Source organism: Providencia sp. PROV236, from assembly GCF_033676985.1.
Lineage (GTDB): Bacteria > Pseudomonadota > Gammaproteobacteria > Enterobacterales > Enterobacteriaceae > Providencia > Providencia manganoxydans.
On the sequence record NZ_CP096297.1, the window covers coordinates 749,909 to 765,830 of the forward strand.

At 43.2% G+C, this 15,922-nt stretch carries 12 protein-coding genes; 10 read left to right on the forward strand and 2 right to left on the reverse strand.

The genetic code is table 11. The features are described from left to right. Positions 1–235: 235 nt before the first annotated feature. From ribF to M1E96_RS03215, 6 genes are all read left to right on the forward strand, one after another. Positions 236–1,174, forward strand: a complete 939-nt coding sequence (ribF, locus tag M1E96_RS03190; RefSeq protein ID WP_070926887.1) for a bifunctional riboflavin kinase/FAD synthetase — start codon at positions 236–238, stop codon at positions 1,172–1,174. Between the two features lie 28 nt (positions 1,175–1,202). Next, positions 1,203–4,013, forward strand: a complete 2,811-nt coding sequence (gene ileS, locus M1E96_RS03195; RefSeq protein ID WP_070926885.1) for an isoleucine--tRNA ligase — start codon at positions 1,203–1,205, stop codon at positions 4,011–4,013. Between the two features lie 3 nt (positions 4,014–4,016). Beyond that, positions 4,017–4,517, forward strand: coding sequence for a signal peptidase II (lspA, locus tag M1E96_RS03200; RefSeq protein WP_070926883.1), 501 nt, complete (start codon positions 4,017–4,019; stop codon positions 4,515–4,517). Positions 4,518–4,676: 159 nt separating this feature from the next. Beyond that, entirely contained in the window at positions 4,677–5,147 is a 471-nt protein-coding gene (gene fkpB / locus M1E96_RS03205; protein ID WP_272580416.1) for an FKBP-type peptidyl-prolyl cis-trans isomerase, read from the forward strand. Further along, positions 5,128–6,081 (forward strand): 4-hydroxy-3-methylbut-2-enyl diphosphate reductase, encoded by a 954-nt coding sequence (gene ispH, locus M1E96_RS03210; RefSeq protein ID WP_272580415.1) that lies wholly within the window; start codon positions 5,128–5,130, stop codon positions 6,079–6,081. The genes fkpB and ispH overlap by 20 nt, the downstream gene beginning before the upstream one ends. Positions 6,082–6,136: 55 nt before the next feature. Continuing rightward, entirely contained in the window at positions 6,137–6,814 is a 678-nt protein-coding gene (locus tag M1E96_RS03215; protein WP_272580414.1) for an HAD family hydrolase, read from the forward strand. Between the two features lie 44 nt (positions 6,815–6,858). Here M1E96_RS03215 and M1E96_RS03220 read toward each other — a convergent pair whose 3' ends face one another. Further along, a complete protein-coding gene (locus M1E96_RS03220) occupies positions 6,859–7,878 on the reverse strand; it encodes a TerC/Alx family metal homeostasis membrane protein (RefSeq protein WP_070926875.1) in 1,020 nt (339 codons plus the stop codon). 419 nt (positions 7,879–8,297) lie between these two features. Between M1E96_RS03220 and dapB the strand changes: the two genes are divergently transcribed. The 3 genes from dapB to carB all read left to right on the forward strand — a co-directional run bounded on the left by dapB (position 8,298) and on the right by carB (position 13,960). Further along, positions 8,298–9,119, forward strand: a complete 822-nt coding sequence (gene dapB / locus M1E96_RS03225; RefSeq protein WP_140182778.1) for a 4-hydroxy-tetrahydrodipicolinate reductase — start codon at positions 8,298–8,300, stop codon at positions 9,117–9,119. A 445-nt stretch (positions 9,120–9,564) separates the two neighbouring features. Next, positions 9,565–10,737, forward strand: a complete 1,173-nt coding sequence (gene carA / locus M1E96_RS03230) for a glutamine-hydrolyzing carbamoyl-phosphate synthase small subunit (RefSeq protein WP_272580413.1) — start codon at positions 9,565–9,567, stop codon at positions 10,735–10,737. A gap of 1 nt (position 10,738) precedes the next feature. Further along, positions 10,739–13,960, forward strand: a complete 3,222-nt coding sequence (gene carB, locus M1E96_RS03235) for a carbamoyl-phosphate synthase large subunit (RefSeq protein ID WP_140182779.1) — start codon at positions 10,739–10,741, stop codon at positions 13,958–13,960. Between the two features lie 189 nt (positions 13,961–14,149). Here carB and M1E96_RS03240 read toward each other — a convergent pair whose 3' ends face one another. Further along, complete coding sequence (locus tag M1E96_RS03240) at positions 14,150–14,548, reverse strand: hypothetical protein (protein ID WP_272580412.1); 399 nt, start codon at positions 14,546–14,548, stop codon at positions 14,150–14,152. Positions 14,549–14,860: 312 nt separating this feature from the next. Here M1E96_RS03240 and M1E96_RS03245 point away from each other — a divergent pair, with 312 nt between their 5' ends. After that, on the forward strand, positions 14,861–15,886 hold the full coding sequence (locus M1E96_RS03245) for a MerR family transcriptional regulator (RefSeq protein ID WP_272580411.1): 1,026 nt from the start codon (positions 14,861–14,863) through the stop codon (positions 15,884–15,886). Positions 15,887–15,922 lie beyond the last annotated feature (36 nt).

A 15,922-nucleotide genomic window follows, 5' to 3' on the forward strand; every position in this document is an offset into this window, starting at 1 on the left:
ACCTCAGCGCAAATTTGTTGTATTGATAATCCATTGGTTATCCCTATATTTTGATCTTTTTATTTGCGGTGGGTAATTTGCAACCATCCTCTAGGTGTAGAGTCGTAAGAAATTGACTCTATAATGGGTGTGATGATCAAAAAATGGTGATTAAATGAAACCTTTTACGAACTTGGGTTAACCTTAAGCGTCGTACAAGGTATAATCCAGCTATTTCCTCGGTATTGAGCCTGTTATGGAGCTAATTCGCGGTATACAGAATATCCGGGCGTACCATCATGGTTGCGTACTGACTATTGGTAATTTTGACGGTGTCCACCGTGGACATCAGGTTTTACTTCAAAATTTAAAACTGAAGGGTGAGCAGTTGGGATTACCCACTGTCGTGATGATTTTTGAGCCTCAGCCACTTGAGTTTTTTATTGGTGATAAAGCGCCAGCTCGTTTGACTCGCTTGCGGGACAAAGTGAAATACTTAGCAGACAGTGGTATTGATTACCTTCTTTGTGTTGAGTTTAACCAACATTTTGCCTCACTGACGCCGTCTGAGTTTGTGGCTGATTTACTGGTTGAAAAATTGGGTGTGAAATATCTCGCTATTGGCGATGATTTCCGTTTTGGCAAAAATCGCATGGGGGACTTTGCGTTCCTTCAGCAAGCAGGAAGTCAGTACGGCTTCGAAGTCGCGGATACAGAAAGTTTTTGTGATTCAGGATTGCGTATTAGCAGTACAGCGATCCGCAAAGCAATACAAGATAATGATCTAGTATTAGCAGAAACATTATTAGGTCATCCATATCGTATTAGTGGGCGTGTGGTTCATGGTAACCAACTTGGTCGTACCATTGGTTTTCCGACTGCAAACCTGCCATTAAAACGATTGGTCACCCCTGTTATGGGTGTGTATGCTGTAGAAGTACATGGTTTAGGAGATAAACCCTTGCCCGGTGTGGCCAATATTGGTACGAGGCCAACGGTTTCTGGAAAAGGGCAACAATTAGAAGTCCATCTAATTGATACTACTATGGATTTATATGGACGTCATATTGATGTCGTATTACGTAAAAAAATACGTGATGAACAGCGATTTGCTTCATTAGATGCCCTGAAGGAGCAAATAGCTAAAGATGTGATTACAGCTAGGGATTACTTAGCTGCAACAGGTGTCAGATAATTTAGCGGAAAAATGGAACTGAGAATCGATGAGTGACTATAAAAATACCCTGAATCTACCAGAAACAGGGTTTCCAATGCGTGGTGATCTCGCAAAACGCGAACCACAGATGTTAGAGCGCTGGTACAAAGAAGGTTTGTATCAAGCAATCCGTAAAGCAAAATCGGGCAAGAAAACATTTATTCTGCACGATGGACCTCCGTACGCTAACGGCAGTATTCATATTGGTCACTCAGTTAACAAAATTCTCAAAGACATTATTATTAAATCCAAAGGGTTGGCGGGCTATGATTCCCCATACATCCCTGGTTGGGATTGCCATGGTCTACCGATTGAACATAAAGTTGAACAAATCGTTGGTAAACCGGGCGAAAAAGTATCCGCCGCTGAATTTCGTGCACAATGCCGTCAATACGCTAAAGAGCAAATTGAAGGGCAAAAAGCTGACTTTATGCGTCTTGGGGTATTAGGCGAGTGGGATAAGCCTTATTTGACGATGGATTTTAAAACCGAAGCTCACATTATCAGAGCATTGGCAAAAACTATCGCTAATGGTCATTTAGTGAAAGGGGCGAAACCGGTTCACTGGTGTACAGCTTGCGGCTCTTCATTAGCCGAAGCGGAAGTTGAATATTATGACAAAACATCACCTTCTATTTATGTGCGCTTCCCAGCAGTAGATAGCCAAGCGGTCTACGAGAAATTTGCAACGACAGGTGATAAAACACCTTCTTTGGTTATTTGGACAACTACACCTTGGACACTGCCTGCTAACCGCGCGATTTCTTTGAACCCTGAGTTTAAATATCAGTTGGTTGAGGCTGACGGCGACGTGACTATTCTTGCGGCTGATTTAGTTAAAGATGTCATGACAACCGCAGGTGTAGAGTCATGGAAAGTGCTTGGTGAGTGTGATGGTAGTGCACTTGAATTATTGCGTTTCCAACATCCATTTATGGGCTTCGATGTTCCGGCAATCTTAGGCGACCATGTCACGTTAGATGCAGGTACAGGTGCAGTCCATACGGCACCGGGCCATGGTCCAGAGGACTATGTGGTTGGTCAGAAATATGGTCTAGAAACAGCAAACCCAGTTGGGCCAGATGGTTGTTTCTTAACAAATACCTATCCAACACTTGATGGTGTATTTATTTTTAAAGCTAATGACCTGATTGTTGAGCTTCTGAAAGAAAAAGGGGCTCTGCTGTACAAACAAGCCATTTCTCATAGTTACCCATGTTGTTGGCGCCATAAAACACCAGTTATTTTCCGTGCTACACCACAATGGTTTATTGGCATGGACAAAAATGGCTTACGTGAGCAGTCACTGAAAGAAATTGATATTGTTCAGTGGATCCCAGGTTGGGGGCGTGCACGTATCGAATCAATGGTCGAAAATCGCCCTGACTGGTGTATCTCTCGTCAACGTACTTGGGGTACTCCAATGTCGTTGTTCGTACATAAAGACACTGAAGAGCTGCATCCTCGTACATTAGAATTGATGGAAGAAGTGGCGAAACGTGTCGAAGTTGATGGCATCCAAGCATGGTGGGATCTGGATCCTGCTGAATTACTTGGCGAAGAAGCTGAAATTTATCGTAAAGTACCGGATACTTTAGACGTTTGGTTTGATTCAGGGTCAACACACTTTGCTGTTGTGGATGCACGTCCTGAATACCATGGTAATTCAGCAGATATGTACCTTGAAGGTTCAGACCAACATCGTGGTTGGTTTATGTCTTCACTCATGCTGTCGACAGCAATGAAAGGCAAAGCGCCATACCGTCAAGTATTGACACACGGCTTTACTGTGGATGGTCAAGGTCGCAAGATGTCTAAATCGTTAGGTAACACCGTTAGCCCACAGGATGTGATGAACAAACTTGGTGCTGATATCTTACGCTTATGGGTGGCATCAACTGATTATACTGGTGAAATTGCGGTTTCAGATGAAATTTTGAAACGTGCAGCTGATTCTTATCGCCGTATTCGTAATACAGCTCGTTTCTTCTTAGCTAACTTAAACGGTTTCAATCCAGCGACTGATATGGTGAAGCCTGAAGATATGGTGGTGTTAGATCGCTGGGCGGTAGGCCGTGCACTAGCAGCACAGAAGGAAATCGCAAAAGCTTACGACGAATATGATTTCTTATCAGTTATTCAGCGCTTAATGCATTTCTGCTCAATCGAAATGGGCTCTTTCTATCTAGACATCATTAAAGATCGTCAATATACCGCGAAGAGCGATAGCCTTGCGCGTCGTAGTTGCCAAACAGCACTGTTCCACATTGTTGAAGCGTTAGTGCGTTGGATTGCGCCTGTACTTTCCTTCACTGCTGATGAAGTCTGGAATGAAATGCCAGGAGAGCGTGCTAAATACGTATTAACAGAAGAATGGTACGATGCACTGTTTGGCTTGGATGCTTCGGAAGAAATGAACGATGAGTTCTGGGCGGAGTTATTGGCTGTTCGTGGCGAAGTGAACAAGGTGCTTGAACAAGCACGCGCAGATAAACATATTGGTGGTTCATTAGAGGCTGCAGTGGTGTTGTATGCAGATAAAGACTTGGCCGCGAAACTAAATTGCTTAGCGGATGAACTGCGTTTTGTGTTGCTAACTTCCCAAGTGACTGTTGCAGATATCGCTTCTGCGCCAGCGGATGCACAGCAATCAGAGCTGAGTGGCCTGAAAATTGGCTTTAGCAAAGCATCTGGTGAGAAATGCCCTCGTTGCTGGCACTATGCTAATGATGTAGGCTCCGTTGCTGATCACCCTGAATTGTGTGGTCGCTGTGTCACTAACGTAGCCGGTAACGGTGAACTACGTAAGTTTGCATAATAAATGAAGAGACCAATTTGTTCTACTGGATTGCGCTGGCTGTGGTTAACAGTCGTGCTGATTGCATTGGATTTAGGGATTAAGCAGCTTGTCTTGAAAGAGATGAACTTGTATGAACCACATCCAATTATGCCTTACCTCAATCTTATGTATGCGCAAAACTTTGGCGCTGCATTTAGTTTCTTAGCGGATGAGGGCGGCTGGCAACGCTGGTTCTTTGCTGGTGTGGCAATTGCGATATCTATCATTCTCATTGTAATGATGTATCGTCAGAGCGCACAAAAACGGTTAAGCAATATCGCGTACGCTCTGATCATCAGTGGAGCAATTGGTAATCTGAGTGACCGCTTAATGCATGGTTTTGTTGTCGATTATATTGATTTTTATATTGGTAATTGGCACTACCCAACATTTAACCTTGCAGATATCGCTATCTGCTTAGGTGCGGCATTGGTGATCCTCGAAGGCTTTTTGCCAGATAAAAGCAAAAAGAAAGAGGATTAACAGGTAAAATATATTGAATCATTCGAGGTGCAGCTAGACGGCGGGGCTCTGACTTTGTCTAAATGCTTTTAATCCGAATGAAAATTGGCCATCAAAGGCCAACAGCACCTAGCCCGGTTCTTCCGGGCTAATTTATATGATAGAAAATAGGTTCGGTTTATGTCGACTCAGGTACAGCCGCATAGCGCGGTATTGCTGCATTTCACAATGAAATTAGAAGACGGTTCAACGGCGGATTCTTCATATAGCCAAGGGAAACCGGCGCTGTTTAGTTTAGGTAATGGCTCGTTGTCATCTGAATTGGAGCAGCAACTTTTAGGGCTGAGTATTGGGGAAAAGAAAAGTTTTTCTTTACCAGGTGATGTCATATTTGGAAAACATAACCCTGATTTGGTCCAATACTTTTCCTTGCGTGATTTCACTGAAACAGGGATACCTGAGATTGGCACGATCATGCTTTTTACTGCAATGAATGGCAGTGAGATGCCAGGGGTAGTAAAATCAATAGAGGGTGAATCGATCACTATTGATTTTAACCACCCACTCGCAGAGCAACAAATCAGTTTTGATATTGAAGTGCTTGAGATTGACCCGCAATTGGAGAGTCAAAATGCAAATATTAATGGCTAACCCTCGTGGCTTTTGTGCAGGGGTAGACCGCGCAATCAGCATTGTTGAAAGAGCGTTGGAGCTTTATGGCGCCCCGATTTATGTCCGTCATGAGGTGGTTCATAATCGTTATGTCGTTGATGACCTGCGTCAGCGTGGTGCTATTTTTATTGAAGAGATCTCTGAAGTACCTGATGGTTCTATCTTAATTTTCTCTGCACATGGTGTTTCTCAAGCGATACGCCAAGAAGCGCGCTCTCGCGATTTAACCATGTTGTTTGATGCCACATGCCCTTTAGTGACCAAGGTACATATGGAAGTTGCTCGTGCAAGCCGAAAAGGCAAAGAAGCTATCCTTATTGGCCACGCAGGACACCCTGAAGTTGAAGGAACAATGGGGCAATACAGCAACCCTGAAGGTGGAATGTACCTCGTTGAAAGTCCTGAAGATGTTTGGAAATTACAGGTTAAAGACGAAGACAACCTCTGTTTTATGACGCAAACAACGCTTTCGGTTGATGATACATCTGATGTCATTGATGCATTAACTCAGCGTTTCCCTAGTATTGTTGGTCCCCGTAAAGATGATATTTGCTATGCGACGACCAATAGGCAGGAAGCCGCACGTGAACTTGCAGAACGTGCTGATATAGTGCTGGTGGTTGGTTCGAAAAACTCATCAAACTCCAACCGTTTAGCTGAGTTAGCTTCTCGGATGAAAAAGCCAGCCTATTTAATTGATGGTGCGGAAGATATTAAAATTGAGTGGCTAGCTGATAAAAATATTATTGGACTGACGGCCGGAGCCTCTGCGCCTGATATTTTAGTCCGTCAAGTCATTGATAGGCTGCAAGAACTTGGCGCGAATGATGTCGTTGAACTTCAAGGTCGCGAAGAAAATATCGTGTTTGAAGTGCCTAAAGAGTTGCGTGTTGAAGTTAAAGAAATTAGTTAATTAGCATTAATCATCCCGCTAGTTAATTTAAATAATTAGGGGGATGTATTATTTTTTGGAGTCTTCATTGGTACCGGACAATATTGCCAATTCATCTAATGTGCTCTCTGTATTTGATTTTGATGGCACATTGACTTATCACGACAGTTTTATTCCCTTTTTGAAGTTTACGTTTGGGAAGTACCGCTTTTCACGCAAAATTATTAAATTAGTTTTGCCTAGCTTACAATGCGCTAGACGTAAATTGACCAGAGATGAACTGAAAGAAGTCTTAATTAGAACCTTCTTAACGGGGGTTGATGAAAAGTGGCTGAGAGAAAAAGCCGAACAGTTCTGTCAAACTTATTGGCCTACATTAATGCGCCCAGAAGGGGTATTAGGGGTGGCCGCTGAGGTCGAAAGTGGTGCTGAAGTGACTATTTGTTCTGCTTCCCCTTCCCTTGTACTTAAGCCTTTTGCAGAACGACTAGGTATTAAATTGATTAGCACTGAACTGGAAATCATTGATGGCAAATTAACAGGTAATTTGGTTGGACAAAACTGTCGTCGTGAGCAAAAAGTGAAGCGTTTAGAGCAAGTATATGGTGATTTAAGCCAATATCATTTGAGGGCATGGGGTGATACCCGAGGTGATTTTGAATTATTGCAAGCGGCACAAGATGCGCATTGGCGTCACTTTCATAAAAAGCACTACCGTTATAAATATCGAGATGTGATCGCGAAAGATCAGTAATGGTAAAACCTCTTGATAACGTGATTATCAAGAGGTGAGTGTCGTTAGTTATTCTTTTTTGGAAAAATCACACTTGCCAGCACACCTATGGCTAATACCGCAAGGATCACCCATAAACTGATATTCGTTGAAATAGTGTAACCGTGGTGCCAGAGGTGATCGGTGGCATTCAGCGCTAATTTCCCTGCCACGAAAAATAGCAACACAATTACCGCTTTTTCCAGATAGACTAAATATTGTTTTAATGCCTCAAGGACAAAGTACAAAGTACGTAAACCCAGTATGGCAAACATCATCGCGCTATAAACAATCAGTGGTTCGCGGCTGACGGCAATAATTGCAGGCACCGAATCGAAAGCAAACATAACATCCGATAATTCAATAATTGCGACACATAGCATTAGTGGTGTTGCATAGTAGGCTGCTTTGGTTACTCTTCCTACTTTGATATTTTGGTTTTCAGGTTTACTGAGTTCGAGATCAACTTCTTTTTGGGTTAATAAAAAAGCATTGCCGCTGATCTTAGGCCAAATAGGAAAAAAACGCTTAACTAACCGATATGCAAGATGCTGTGAATAATCTTCTATCTCATCATCATCACGCTGTTTTAGCATCATAACTGCTGACCACGCCACAACGAATGCAAAAATCAGTTCAACATATGGCCCTAGGCTAAGTAGCCCCGTGCCGATAGCAACGAAAATGCCTCGGAAGACGATGGCGCCAATAACTCCCCAATACAAAATACGATGTCGATAATGATTAGGGACTGAGAACCAAGAAAAAATAGCCATCATTAGGAACAAATTATCAACGGAGAGTACCTTTTCAAGGACATAACCTGTGATAAACAAGCTTGCTACCTCAGAACCATGATGTAAATAGAGAAATACAGCAAAAACCATTGCAATAACCACCCAGAACAGCGACCAAAAAATGGCATTTTTAAGGGTGATTGCTTTATCTGAGCGGTGCATGAATAAATCGATGGCAATAGCGCCGATAGCTAATGCGATGAAAACGATAACGGTTTCTGTTGGAAAGCCAATGTGAGTGTTAGCCATATGATAGAGAGCTACCTTGCTTAAATCGAACAATTGTGACGATAAAACATAAGTCTAGACCTGTTAGCATGTGATTCACAGCCATTTTTTAGACTCGTCATACTTTATTGCAAACGGTTTAACAACTTTTTCTGATAATTCTAGCGCGTTGTACGCTTTTGTTAATAATTGGTGATTATAGCTAGCGTGGTTTTGATGGGCTGGTTAATCTATATATACTTGTCATACTTCAAGATGCAGGGGGGACTACGCTACGTTCGCCGAGTCACATAGTTCATCTATATTCCCCGCCTATCTTAGCTTGTTGTTTACCCGTATCTCGAAGTATTTAGAATAGAGTAATGAGTTTTTAAATTATGCAGTGGCTCTCAGGTTTGTGAGCGTATAAATCCACTACAAGATGACTAAAAGGATATTAAATGACGAATTCAACAGTCCGAGTTGCCGTTGTTGGCGCTGGTGGGCGTATGGGACGCCAACTCATTCAGGCTGCACAACAGCAAGAGGGTATTCAACTAGGCGCGGCAATTGAGCGAGTTGGTTCTACACTGGTTGGCACTGATGCGGGTGAATTAGCAGGTATTGGTAAATTAGGCATTTCGATTGTTGATTCGTTAGATAAAGTTGCTAATGACTTTGATGTGGTCATTGATTTTACTCGCCCAGAAGCGACCTTGCAGTATTTGGCTTTCTGCCGCGCAAATAGCAAAGCAATGGTGATTGGTACTACAGGGTTTGATGAACAAGGTAAACAAGCGATTGCTGATGCCGCTAAATCTATTCCAATTGTATTTGCGGCAAATTTCAGTGTCGGTGTTAACGTTGTTCTTAAATTATTAGAAAAAGCGGCAAAAGTAATGGGTGACTATACCGATATTGAGATCATTGAAGCCCATCATCGTCATAAAGTGGATGCGCCATCCGGTACGGCACTGGCGATGGGTGAGTCAATCGCTAGCGCACTGGGTAAAGAGCTAAAAGATTGTGCTGTTTACTCACGTGAAGGATATACAGGCGAGCGCGAAGCTGGTTCAATTGGTTTTGCGACCGTACGTGCAGGCGACATTGTTGGTGAGCATACGGCTATGTTTGCTGATATCGGTGAGCGTGTAGAAATAACACATAAGGCTTCCAGTCGGATGACATTCGCAAATGGGGCTATTAGGGCTTCAGGTTGGGTTGTTCTTCAAAAGTCTGGGTTATATAATATGAAAGATGTCCTTAACTTGGAAAATATTTAATTATTTTGATTTTAAAATGCTAGGCAAATCATGGTGTTTTAGTTTTATTTGTCATGATTTGCTTTATTGTTATTGATTTTTTGTTTTTGTTATTGTTTTTAATTGTTATCATCTCCGTCTGTATCCTTTTTGTCTAAATAATCATCTTTTATTATCCCTAAACATGCTTTATCATCAATTATGCAACTAATTCGGTTTGCAACCGTTTACTTTGTGTTTATGGCTGCTTGTTTTAGTGCTCAATACAATAAAAGTTAGGCTGATACCCAAAAAAGTAAGAAAAAAACGAAAAAAATGCGTTTTTTTCTAGACAAGACCTCATCTCATCATTAGAATGCGCGCAATTTGCCAAAAATTGCTTAAAAACGCATTTTGGCATTGATTTAGATCCTCAAATCTGAATTAATATGCACTAATTGTGATTTATTATTCCCTGGAGGGTGTTTTGATTAAGTCAGCTATACTGGTTCTCGAAGACGGAACCGAATTCCACGGGCGCGCCATTGGTGCTGAAGGGGCCGCTGTTGGAGAAGTCGTTTTCAATACGTCAATGACCGGATATCAAGAAATAATTACCGACCCTTCCTATTCCCGCCAAATCGTTACTCTCACTTATCCTCATATTGGTAATGTCGGCACCAATGCCGATGACGAAGAATCCCCAGACGTTCATGCACAAGGTTTGATAATTCGTGACCTACCATTGGTTTACAGTAACTTTCGCGGTCAGGAAGGTCTATCAGAATACCTGAAGCGCCATAACGTTGTTGCAATAGCTGATATTGATACACGTAAACTGACGCGTTTGTTAAGAGAGAAAGGAGCGCAGAACGGTTGCATTATTGCTGGTGATAACCCTGACGTAGCATTAGCGCTGGATAAAGCACGCGCATTTTCTGGCCTGAACGGCTTGGATTTGGCGAAAGAAGTCTGCACTAAAGAAGCTTATACTTGGACTCAAGGTTCTTGGACTCTAGAAGAGGGTCAGCTGGGCGCAAAAAATGAAGATGAGCTACCACTACATGTTGTGGCCTACGATTTTGGCGCGAAACGTAACATTCTACGTATGCTAGTTGACCGCGGCTGTCGTTTAACGGTGGTGCCAGCGACAACATCCGCAGAAACGGTGTTAGCGATGGATCCAGATGGTATTTTCTTATCAAATGGCCCTGGCGATCCCGCTCCTTGTGATTATGCAATCAAAGCAATTCAACAATTCTTAACCACAGAGATCCCTGTTTTTGGTATCTGTTTAGGTCATCAATTATTAGCGCTAGCCAGTGGTGCGAGTACCGTAAAAATGAAGTTTGGGCACCACGGTGCGAATCACCCAGTCAAAGATGTAGATCAAAACGTTGTGATGATCACCGCTCAAAACCACGGTTTTGCGGTTGATGAATCAACATTACCCGACACATTACGTGTGACACATAAATCATTGTTTGATGGCACTCTGCAAGGTATTCACCGCACAGATAAACCAGCATTTAGCTTCCAAGGTCACCCTGAAGCAAGCTCTGGTCCTCACGATGCGGCACCACTGTTCGACCATTTTATCGAATTGATTAATGAATATCGCCAGAACCAAGTCATAACGCAAAATAATCGGGAGCAATAAAATGCCAAAACGTACAGATATAAAAAGTATTCTGATCCTAGGGGCTGGCCCGATTGTTATCGGCCAAGCGTGTGAGTTTGACTATTCAGGTGCGCAAGCGTGTAAAGCATTGCGTGAAGAAGGCTATCGCGTCATTTTAGTTAACTCCAATCCTGCAACCATCATGACTGACCCAGAAATGGCCGATGCAACTTATATTGAGCCTATCCATTGGGAAGTGGTACGTAAAATCATCGAAAAAGAGCGTCCAGATGCAGTATTGCCAACAATGGGTGGGCAAACAGCGCTGAACTGTGCATTAGAACTTGAGCGCCAAGGTGTGTTAGCTGAGTTTGGTGTGACGATGATTGGTGCGACTGCTGATGCTATTGATAAAGCCGAAGATCGCCAGCGCTTTGATAAAGCAATGAAGAAAATTGGTTTGGATACCGCTCGTTCAGGTATCGCGCACAATATGGAAGAAGCCTATGCGGTTGCTGATGATGTTGGTTTCCCTTGTATCATCCGCCCTTCCTTTACAATGGGTGGCACGGGCGGCGGGATCGCTTATAACCGTGAAGAATTTGAAGAAATCTGTACGCGAGGCTTAGATCTCTCACCAACTAATGAGCTACTCATTGATGAGTCGCTGATCGGTTGGAAAGAGTATGAAATGGAAGTGGTACGCGATAAAAACGATAACTGCATTATCGTGTGTTCGATTGAAAACTTCGATGCGATGGGGATCCACACAGGCGACTCAATTACCGTTGCACCGGCACAGACGCTGACGGACAAAGAGTACCAAATCATGCGTGATGCCTCAATGGCAGTACTGCGTGAAATCGGTGTTGAAACGGGGGGCTCAAACGTTCAGTTTTCAGTTAACCCGAAAAACGGTCGTTTGATTGTTATTGAGATGAACCCTCGTGTATCACGTTCTTCTGCTTTAGCTTCTAAAGCAACAGGTTTTCCAATTGCTAAAATTGCTGCCAAATTGGCAGTCGGTTATACCCTTGATGAGTTAATGAATGACATCACGGGTGGCCGTACACCTGCATCGTTCGAACCTTCAATTGACTATGTAGTGACAAAAATCCCTCGTTTTAACTTCGAAAAATTTGCAGGTACTAACGATCGCCTGACAACACAAATGAAGTCAGTGGGTGAAGTGATGGCAATTGGTCGTACATTCCAAGAGTCGATGCAAAAAGCCTTACGTGGCCTTGAAGTTGGTGCGACGGGGTTTGATCCGAAAGTGAGCCAAGAAGATCCCGAAGCGTTGACTCGGATCCGCCGTGAATTGAAAGATGCGGGCGCTGAGCGTATTTGGTATGTTGCTGATGCATTCCGTGCTGGTCTCTCTGTAGATGGTGTCTTTAATCTGACGAATATTGACCGCTGGTTCCTTGTACAAATTGAAGAGCTCGTGCGCTTAGAAGAGCAAGTGGCAGAGCAAGGAATTAATGGGTTAACTAAAGACTTTTTACGTGCATTGAAGCGTAAAGGCTTTGCCGACGCTCGCTTAGCGAAATTGGTGGGGGTCTCTGAAGCAGAGCTACGGAAGCTACGTCAAGGTTATGACCTGCACCCAGTATATAAACGCGTGGATACTTGTGCCGCGGAATTCGCCACTGATACCGCTTATATGTACTCCACATATGAAGAAGAGTGTGAATCAAACCCTAATTCAGATAAGCCAAAGGTGATGGTGTTAGGCGGTGGCCCAAATCGTATTGGTCAAGGAATTGAATTTGACTACTGTTGTGTTCATGCATCATTAGCGCTGCGTGAAGATGGCTATGAAACTATCATGGTGAACTGTAACCCTGAAACGGTTTCAACCGATTATGATACTTCAGACCGCCTCTACTTTGAGCCAGTAACGTTAGAAGATGTGTTGGAAATTGTGCGTATTGAACAGCCTAAAGGGGTAATTGTTCAGTATGGCGGGCAAACACCATTGAAATTGGCGCGTGCATTAGAAGCCGCTGGTGTACCCGTGATTGGTACTAGCCCTGATGCGATTGACCGTGCAGAAGATCGTGAACGCTTCCAACAAGCAGTCAACCGCTTGAATCTAAAACAGCCACAAAATGCAACCGTGGCAACCATCGAACAGGCTGTTGAAAAAGCAGCAGGGATTGGCTATCCGCTGGTGGTACGTCCCTCTTATGTTCTAGGTGGACGAGCAATGGAAATCGTTTATGACGAAACGGATTTACGCCGTTATTTCCAAACAGCGGTGAGTGTGTCAAATGATGCACCAGTTCTGTTAGATCGCTTCCTTGATGATGCCGTTGAAGTTGACGTGGATGCTATCTGTGATGGCGAAATGGTCTTGATTGGCGGGATCATGGAGCACATCGAACAAGCGGGTGTTCACTCAGGTGACTCCGCATGTTCATTGCCTGCTTATACACTTAGCCAAGAAATCCAAGATGTGATGCGTGAGCAAGTACGCAGTTTAGCTTTTGAATTACGTGTTCGTGGCTTGATGAACGTACAGTTTGCGGTGAAAAACAATGAAGTGTATTTGATTGAAGTTAACCCGCGTGCCGCACGTACGGTGCCATTTGTGTCTAAAGCAACAGGGGTTCCACTCGCGAAAGTGGCTGCTCGCGTGATGGTTGGACAATCATTGACAGAGCAGGGCATCACCAAAGAAATCATTCCTCCTTATTATTCTGTGAAAGAAGTGGTACTGCCGTTTAACAAATTCCAAGGTGTTGACCCCATTTTAGGGCCTGAAATGCGTTCAACGGGGGAAGTTATGGGGGTTGGCCGTACATTTGCAGAGGCTTTTGCTAAAGCGATGTTAGGCAGCAGCTCGACCATGAAAAAATCAGGGCGTGCTTTATTATCGGTGCGCGAAGGGGATAAGACACGTGTTGTTGATTTAGCCGCTAAACTACTGAAACATGGTTTTGAGCTAGATGCGACCCATGGTACCGCGATTGTACTGGGCGAAGCAGGGATCAACCCACGTTTAGTCAATAAAGTTCACGAAGGGCGTCCACATATTCAAGATAGGATCAAAAATGGTGAGTACGATTATATCGTTAATACCACTGCGGGCCGTCAAGCTATTGAAGATTCTAAATTGATCCGCCGTAGTGCCCTACAGTATAAAGTGCACTATGACACTACATTGAATGGGGGTTTTGCAACAACCATGTCATTGAGTGCTGATCCAACTGAGAAAGTGATTTCAGTTCAGGAAATGCATGCACTGATCAAATAACTAAATCGTCAGTTCAGTCAGCCCTGTTATTGAAAAATAACAGGGCTTTTTTGAGCACATTTACTCTAAATAATTCAAGAATGCAGGTAGGCGACAAGCGAAGATAGCCGATGAGCATAGGAAAACTATGTGATTCGGGTAGCTGAGTGTAGTCAACAACCCTGCAACTTGAAGTATGACGAGTAAAATTTATTGTATTGCTTGGCGGTGTTTGGATATTTTATTTTCAATATCCTTTATCCACGAAACCTTTAAGTCATGGAATTGCTGGTCGGCTGCAAATAGCGCCGCGCCTCGTAAAGACAATTCACGAATATCATCTTGTGGGATATTGGCCACACTCATTTCGCGATTGTATTGACGAAATGATTCCATTTTATTATCACAGTAGCCCAGAGCAGCTTCGGCGATCTCCGTGGCAGATTGGTTATTTTTACTCGCAATATCAAAAGCATATTGGTCAATACAGGATTTTGCTTCTTCTGCTTTTTCATAGCCGGGAGTACTAGGCTCACCAATATCTAAGCTATCAGCCAGCCCTATTACAGGAAGTAAAAGCAATCCAATGGATATTGCTTTTATGTTCATTTATTTCACCATCATTTATAAGTGTGGATTATTCGTCGGAATTATATATTCGTCATACTTCAAATTGCAGGGATTTTCGTGGAGGCATCAGTGACTACGCCACGCTCACCGAGCTGACCTATGCTATCCAACTATCTTCGCTTGTTGCCTACCTGCATCTCGAATTATTGAGAGTATAATCAGCGGCATAGTGCTCTGCTACAAGAAAAAGATAAAATTATACAAAAGAAATATATTTTAAATGATAACGAGTGTATTGACTCTTACGTAACGTGAGGCATTAACCTGCAAGTCGATCACAGGAGGATAAAGATGCTATTTCAAGTGGGTGAAATTGCCCAGAGAACCGGGCTAACTATTCGTACACTTCATCATTATGAAGAAATAGGGTTATTAGTACCGACTGCAAGAACCGATGCAGGTTATCGTTTGTATAACGTACAATGTCTTGAGCGTTTGACTCAAATTCAAATGTTAAGGCAAGTGGGCGTAAAACTTAAAGACATCGGTGAGATCTTAGATGGTCAAAGTGGTGATATGGCGCAAATGCTGCAAGAGCGTATTGATGCTCTGTCGGCACAAATGAAGCAGATGGCACAGTTGCAATATCGATTGGAGCAGCTTCAGCGGCAGATGCAGGCTGGCGACATTCTCACTCAGACTGATTGGTTTTCCATTTTGGAGATGATGTCCATGTATGATAAGTACTTTACACCAAAAGAATTAGAGCAGATGCCACTGTATACGGCTCACACCCTAAAGAGCGAAGAGTGGCAGCAACGAGTTAGTATAGTCAAATCCTTAATAAAAGAAGGGATTGCACCTGACTCCGAGCAAGCAAAGAAAGTCGCAACGGAATGGATGATAGCGCTGGAACGTGATACTGGCGGAAGCCCCGATTTTTTTGCTCGCCTAAACACGATCCATTTATCAGACAATGAATTTGCTATTTCATCGGGTATTACTGAGGAAATGATTGAGTATGTTGCTAGAGGGTTTAGTGAACATCAGCTAGATATTTTCAAACCCCACTTAACGGAGCAGCAATTTGCTTTTGTTCAAGAACACTATTTTGAATCAGGTAGAGTGTGGCCTGAGCTGATCGCCGGTCTCTATAATGCACTAAAAGCCGGTCTTCCACCTGAATCAGCAGAGGTTCAATCATTGGCTCAAATGTGGTTAACCATGTTTAATCAATTTACCGGTGGTGATCCCGTACTACAGGAAAAAATTCGTCAAATTTACCAAGAGGATCCTGTTATCTCTCGTGGCACATGGATGACCCCTGAAATTGGGCAATATCTGTTTGCTGCACTGACCGTTTATTTTGCTCACTAATAAATCATTTGCCGCCTTTAAGAGGCGGCTCGATGT

Excerpts from the sequence above, each read along its gene's own strand:
- dapB (WP_140182778.1), top strand. The coding sequence starts at position 8,298 with ATGACGAATTCAACAGTCCGAGTTGCCGTTGTTGGCGCTGGTGGGCGT.
- lspA (WP_070926883.1), top strand. The coding sequence starts at position 4,017 with ATGAAGAGACCAATTTGTTCTACTGGATTGCGCTGGCTGTGGTTAACA.
- M1E96_RS03240 (WP_272580412.1), bottom strand. The coding sequence starts at position 14,548 with ATGAACATAAAAGCAATATCCATTGGATTGCTTTTACTTCCTGTAATA.
- fkpB (WP_272580416.1), top strand. The coding sequence starts at position 4,677 with ATGTCGACTCAGGTACAGCCGCATAGCGCGGTATTGCTGCATTTCACA.
- M1E96_RS03245 (WP_272580411.1), top strand. The coding sequence starts at position 14,861 with ATGCTATTTCAAGTGGGTGAAATTGCCCAGAGAACCGGGCTAACTATT.
- ispH (WP_272580415.1), top strand. The coding sequence starts at position 5,128 with ATGCAAATATTAATGGCTAACCCTCGTGGCTTTTGTGCAGGGGTAGAC.
- ileS (WP_070926885.1), top strand. The coding sequence starts at position 1,203 with ATGAGTGACTATAAAAATACCCTGAATCTACCAGAAACAGGGTTTCCA.
- M1E96_RS03220 (WP_070926875.1), bottom strand. The coding sequence starts at position 7,878 with ATGGCTAACACTCACATTGGCTTTCCAACAGAAACCGTTATCGTTTTC.
- ribF (WP_070926887.1), top strand. The coding sequence starts at position 236 with ATGGAGCTAATTCGCGGTATACAGAATATCCGGGCGTACCATCATGGT.
- carB (WP_140182779.1), top strand. The coding sequence starts at position 10,739 with ATGCCAAAACGTACAGATATAAAAAGTATTCTGATCCTAGGGGCTGGC.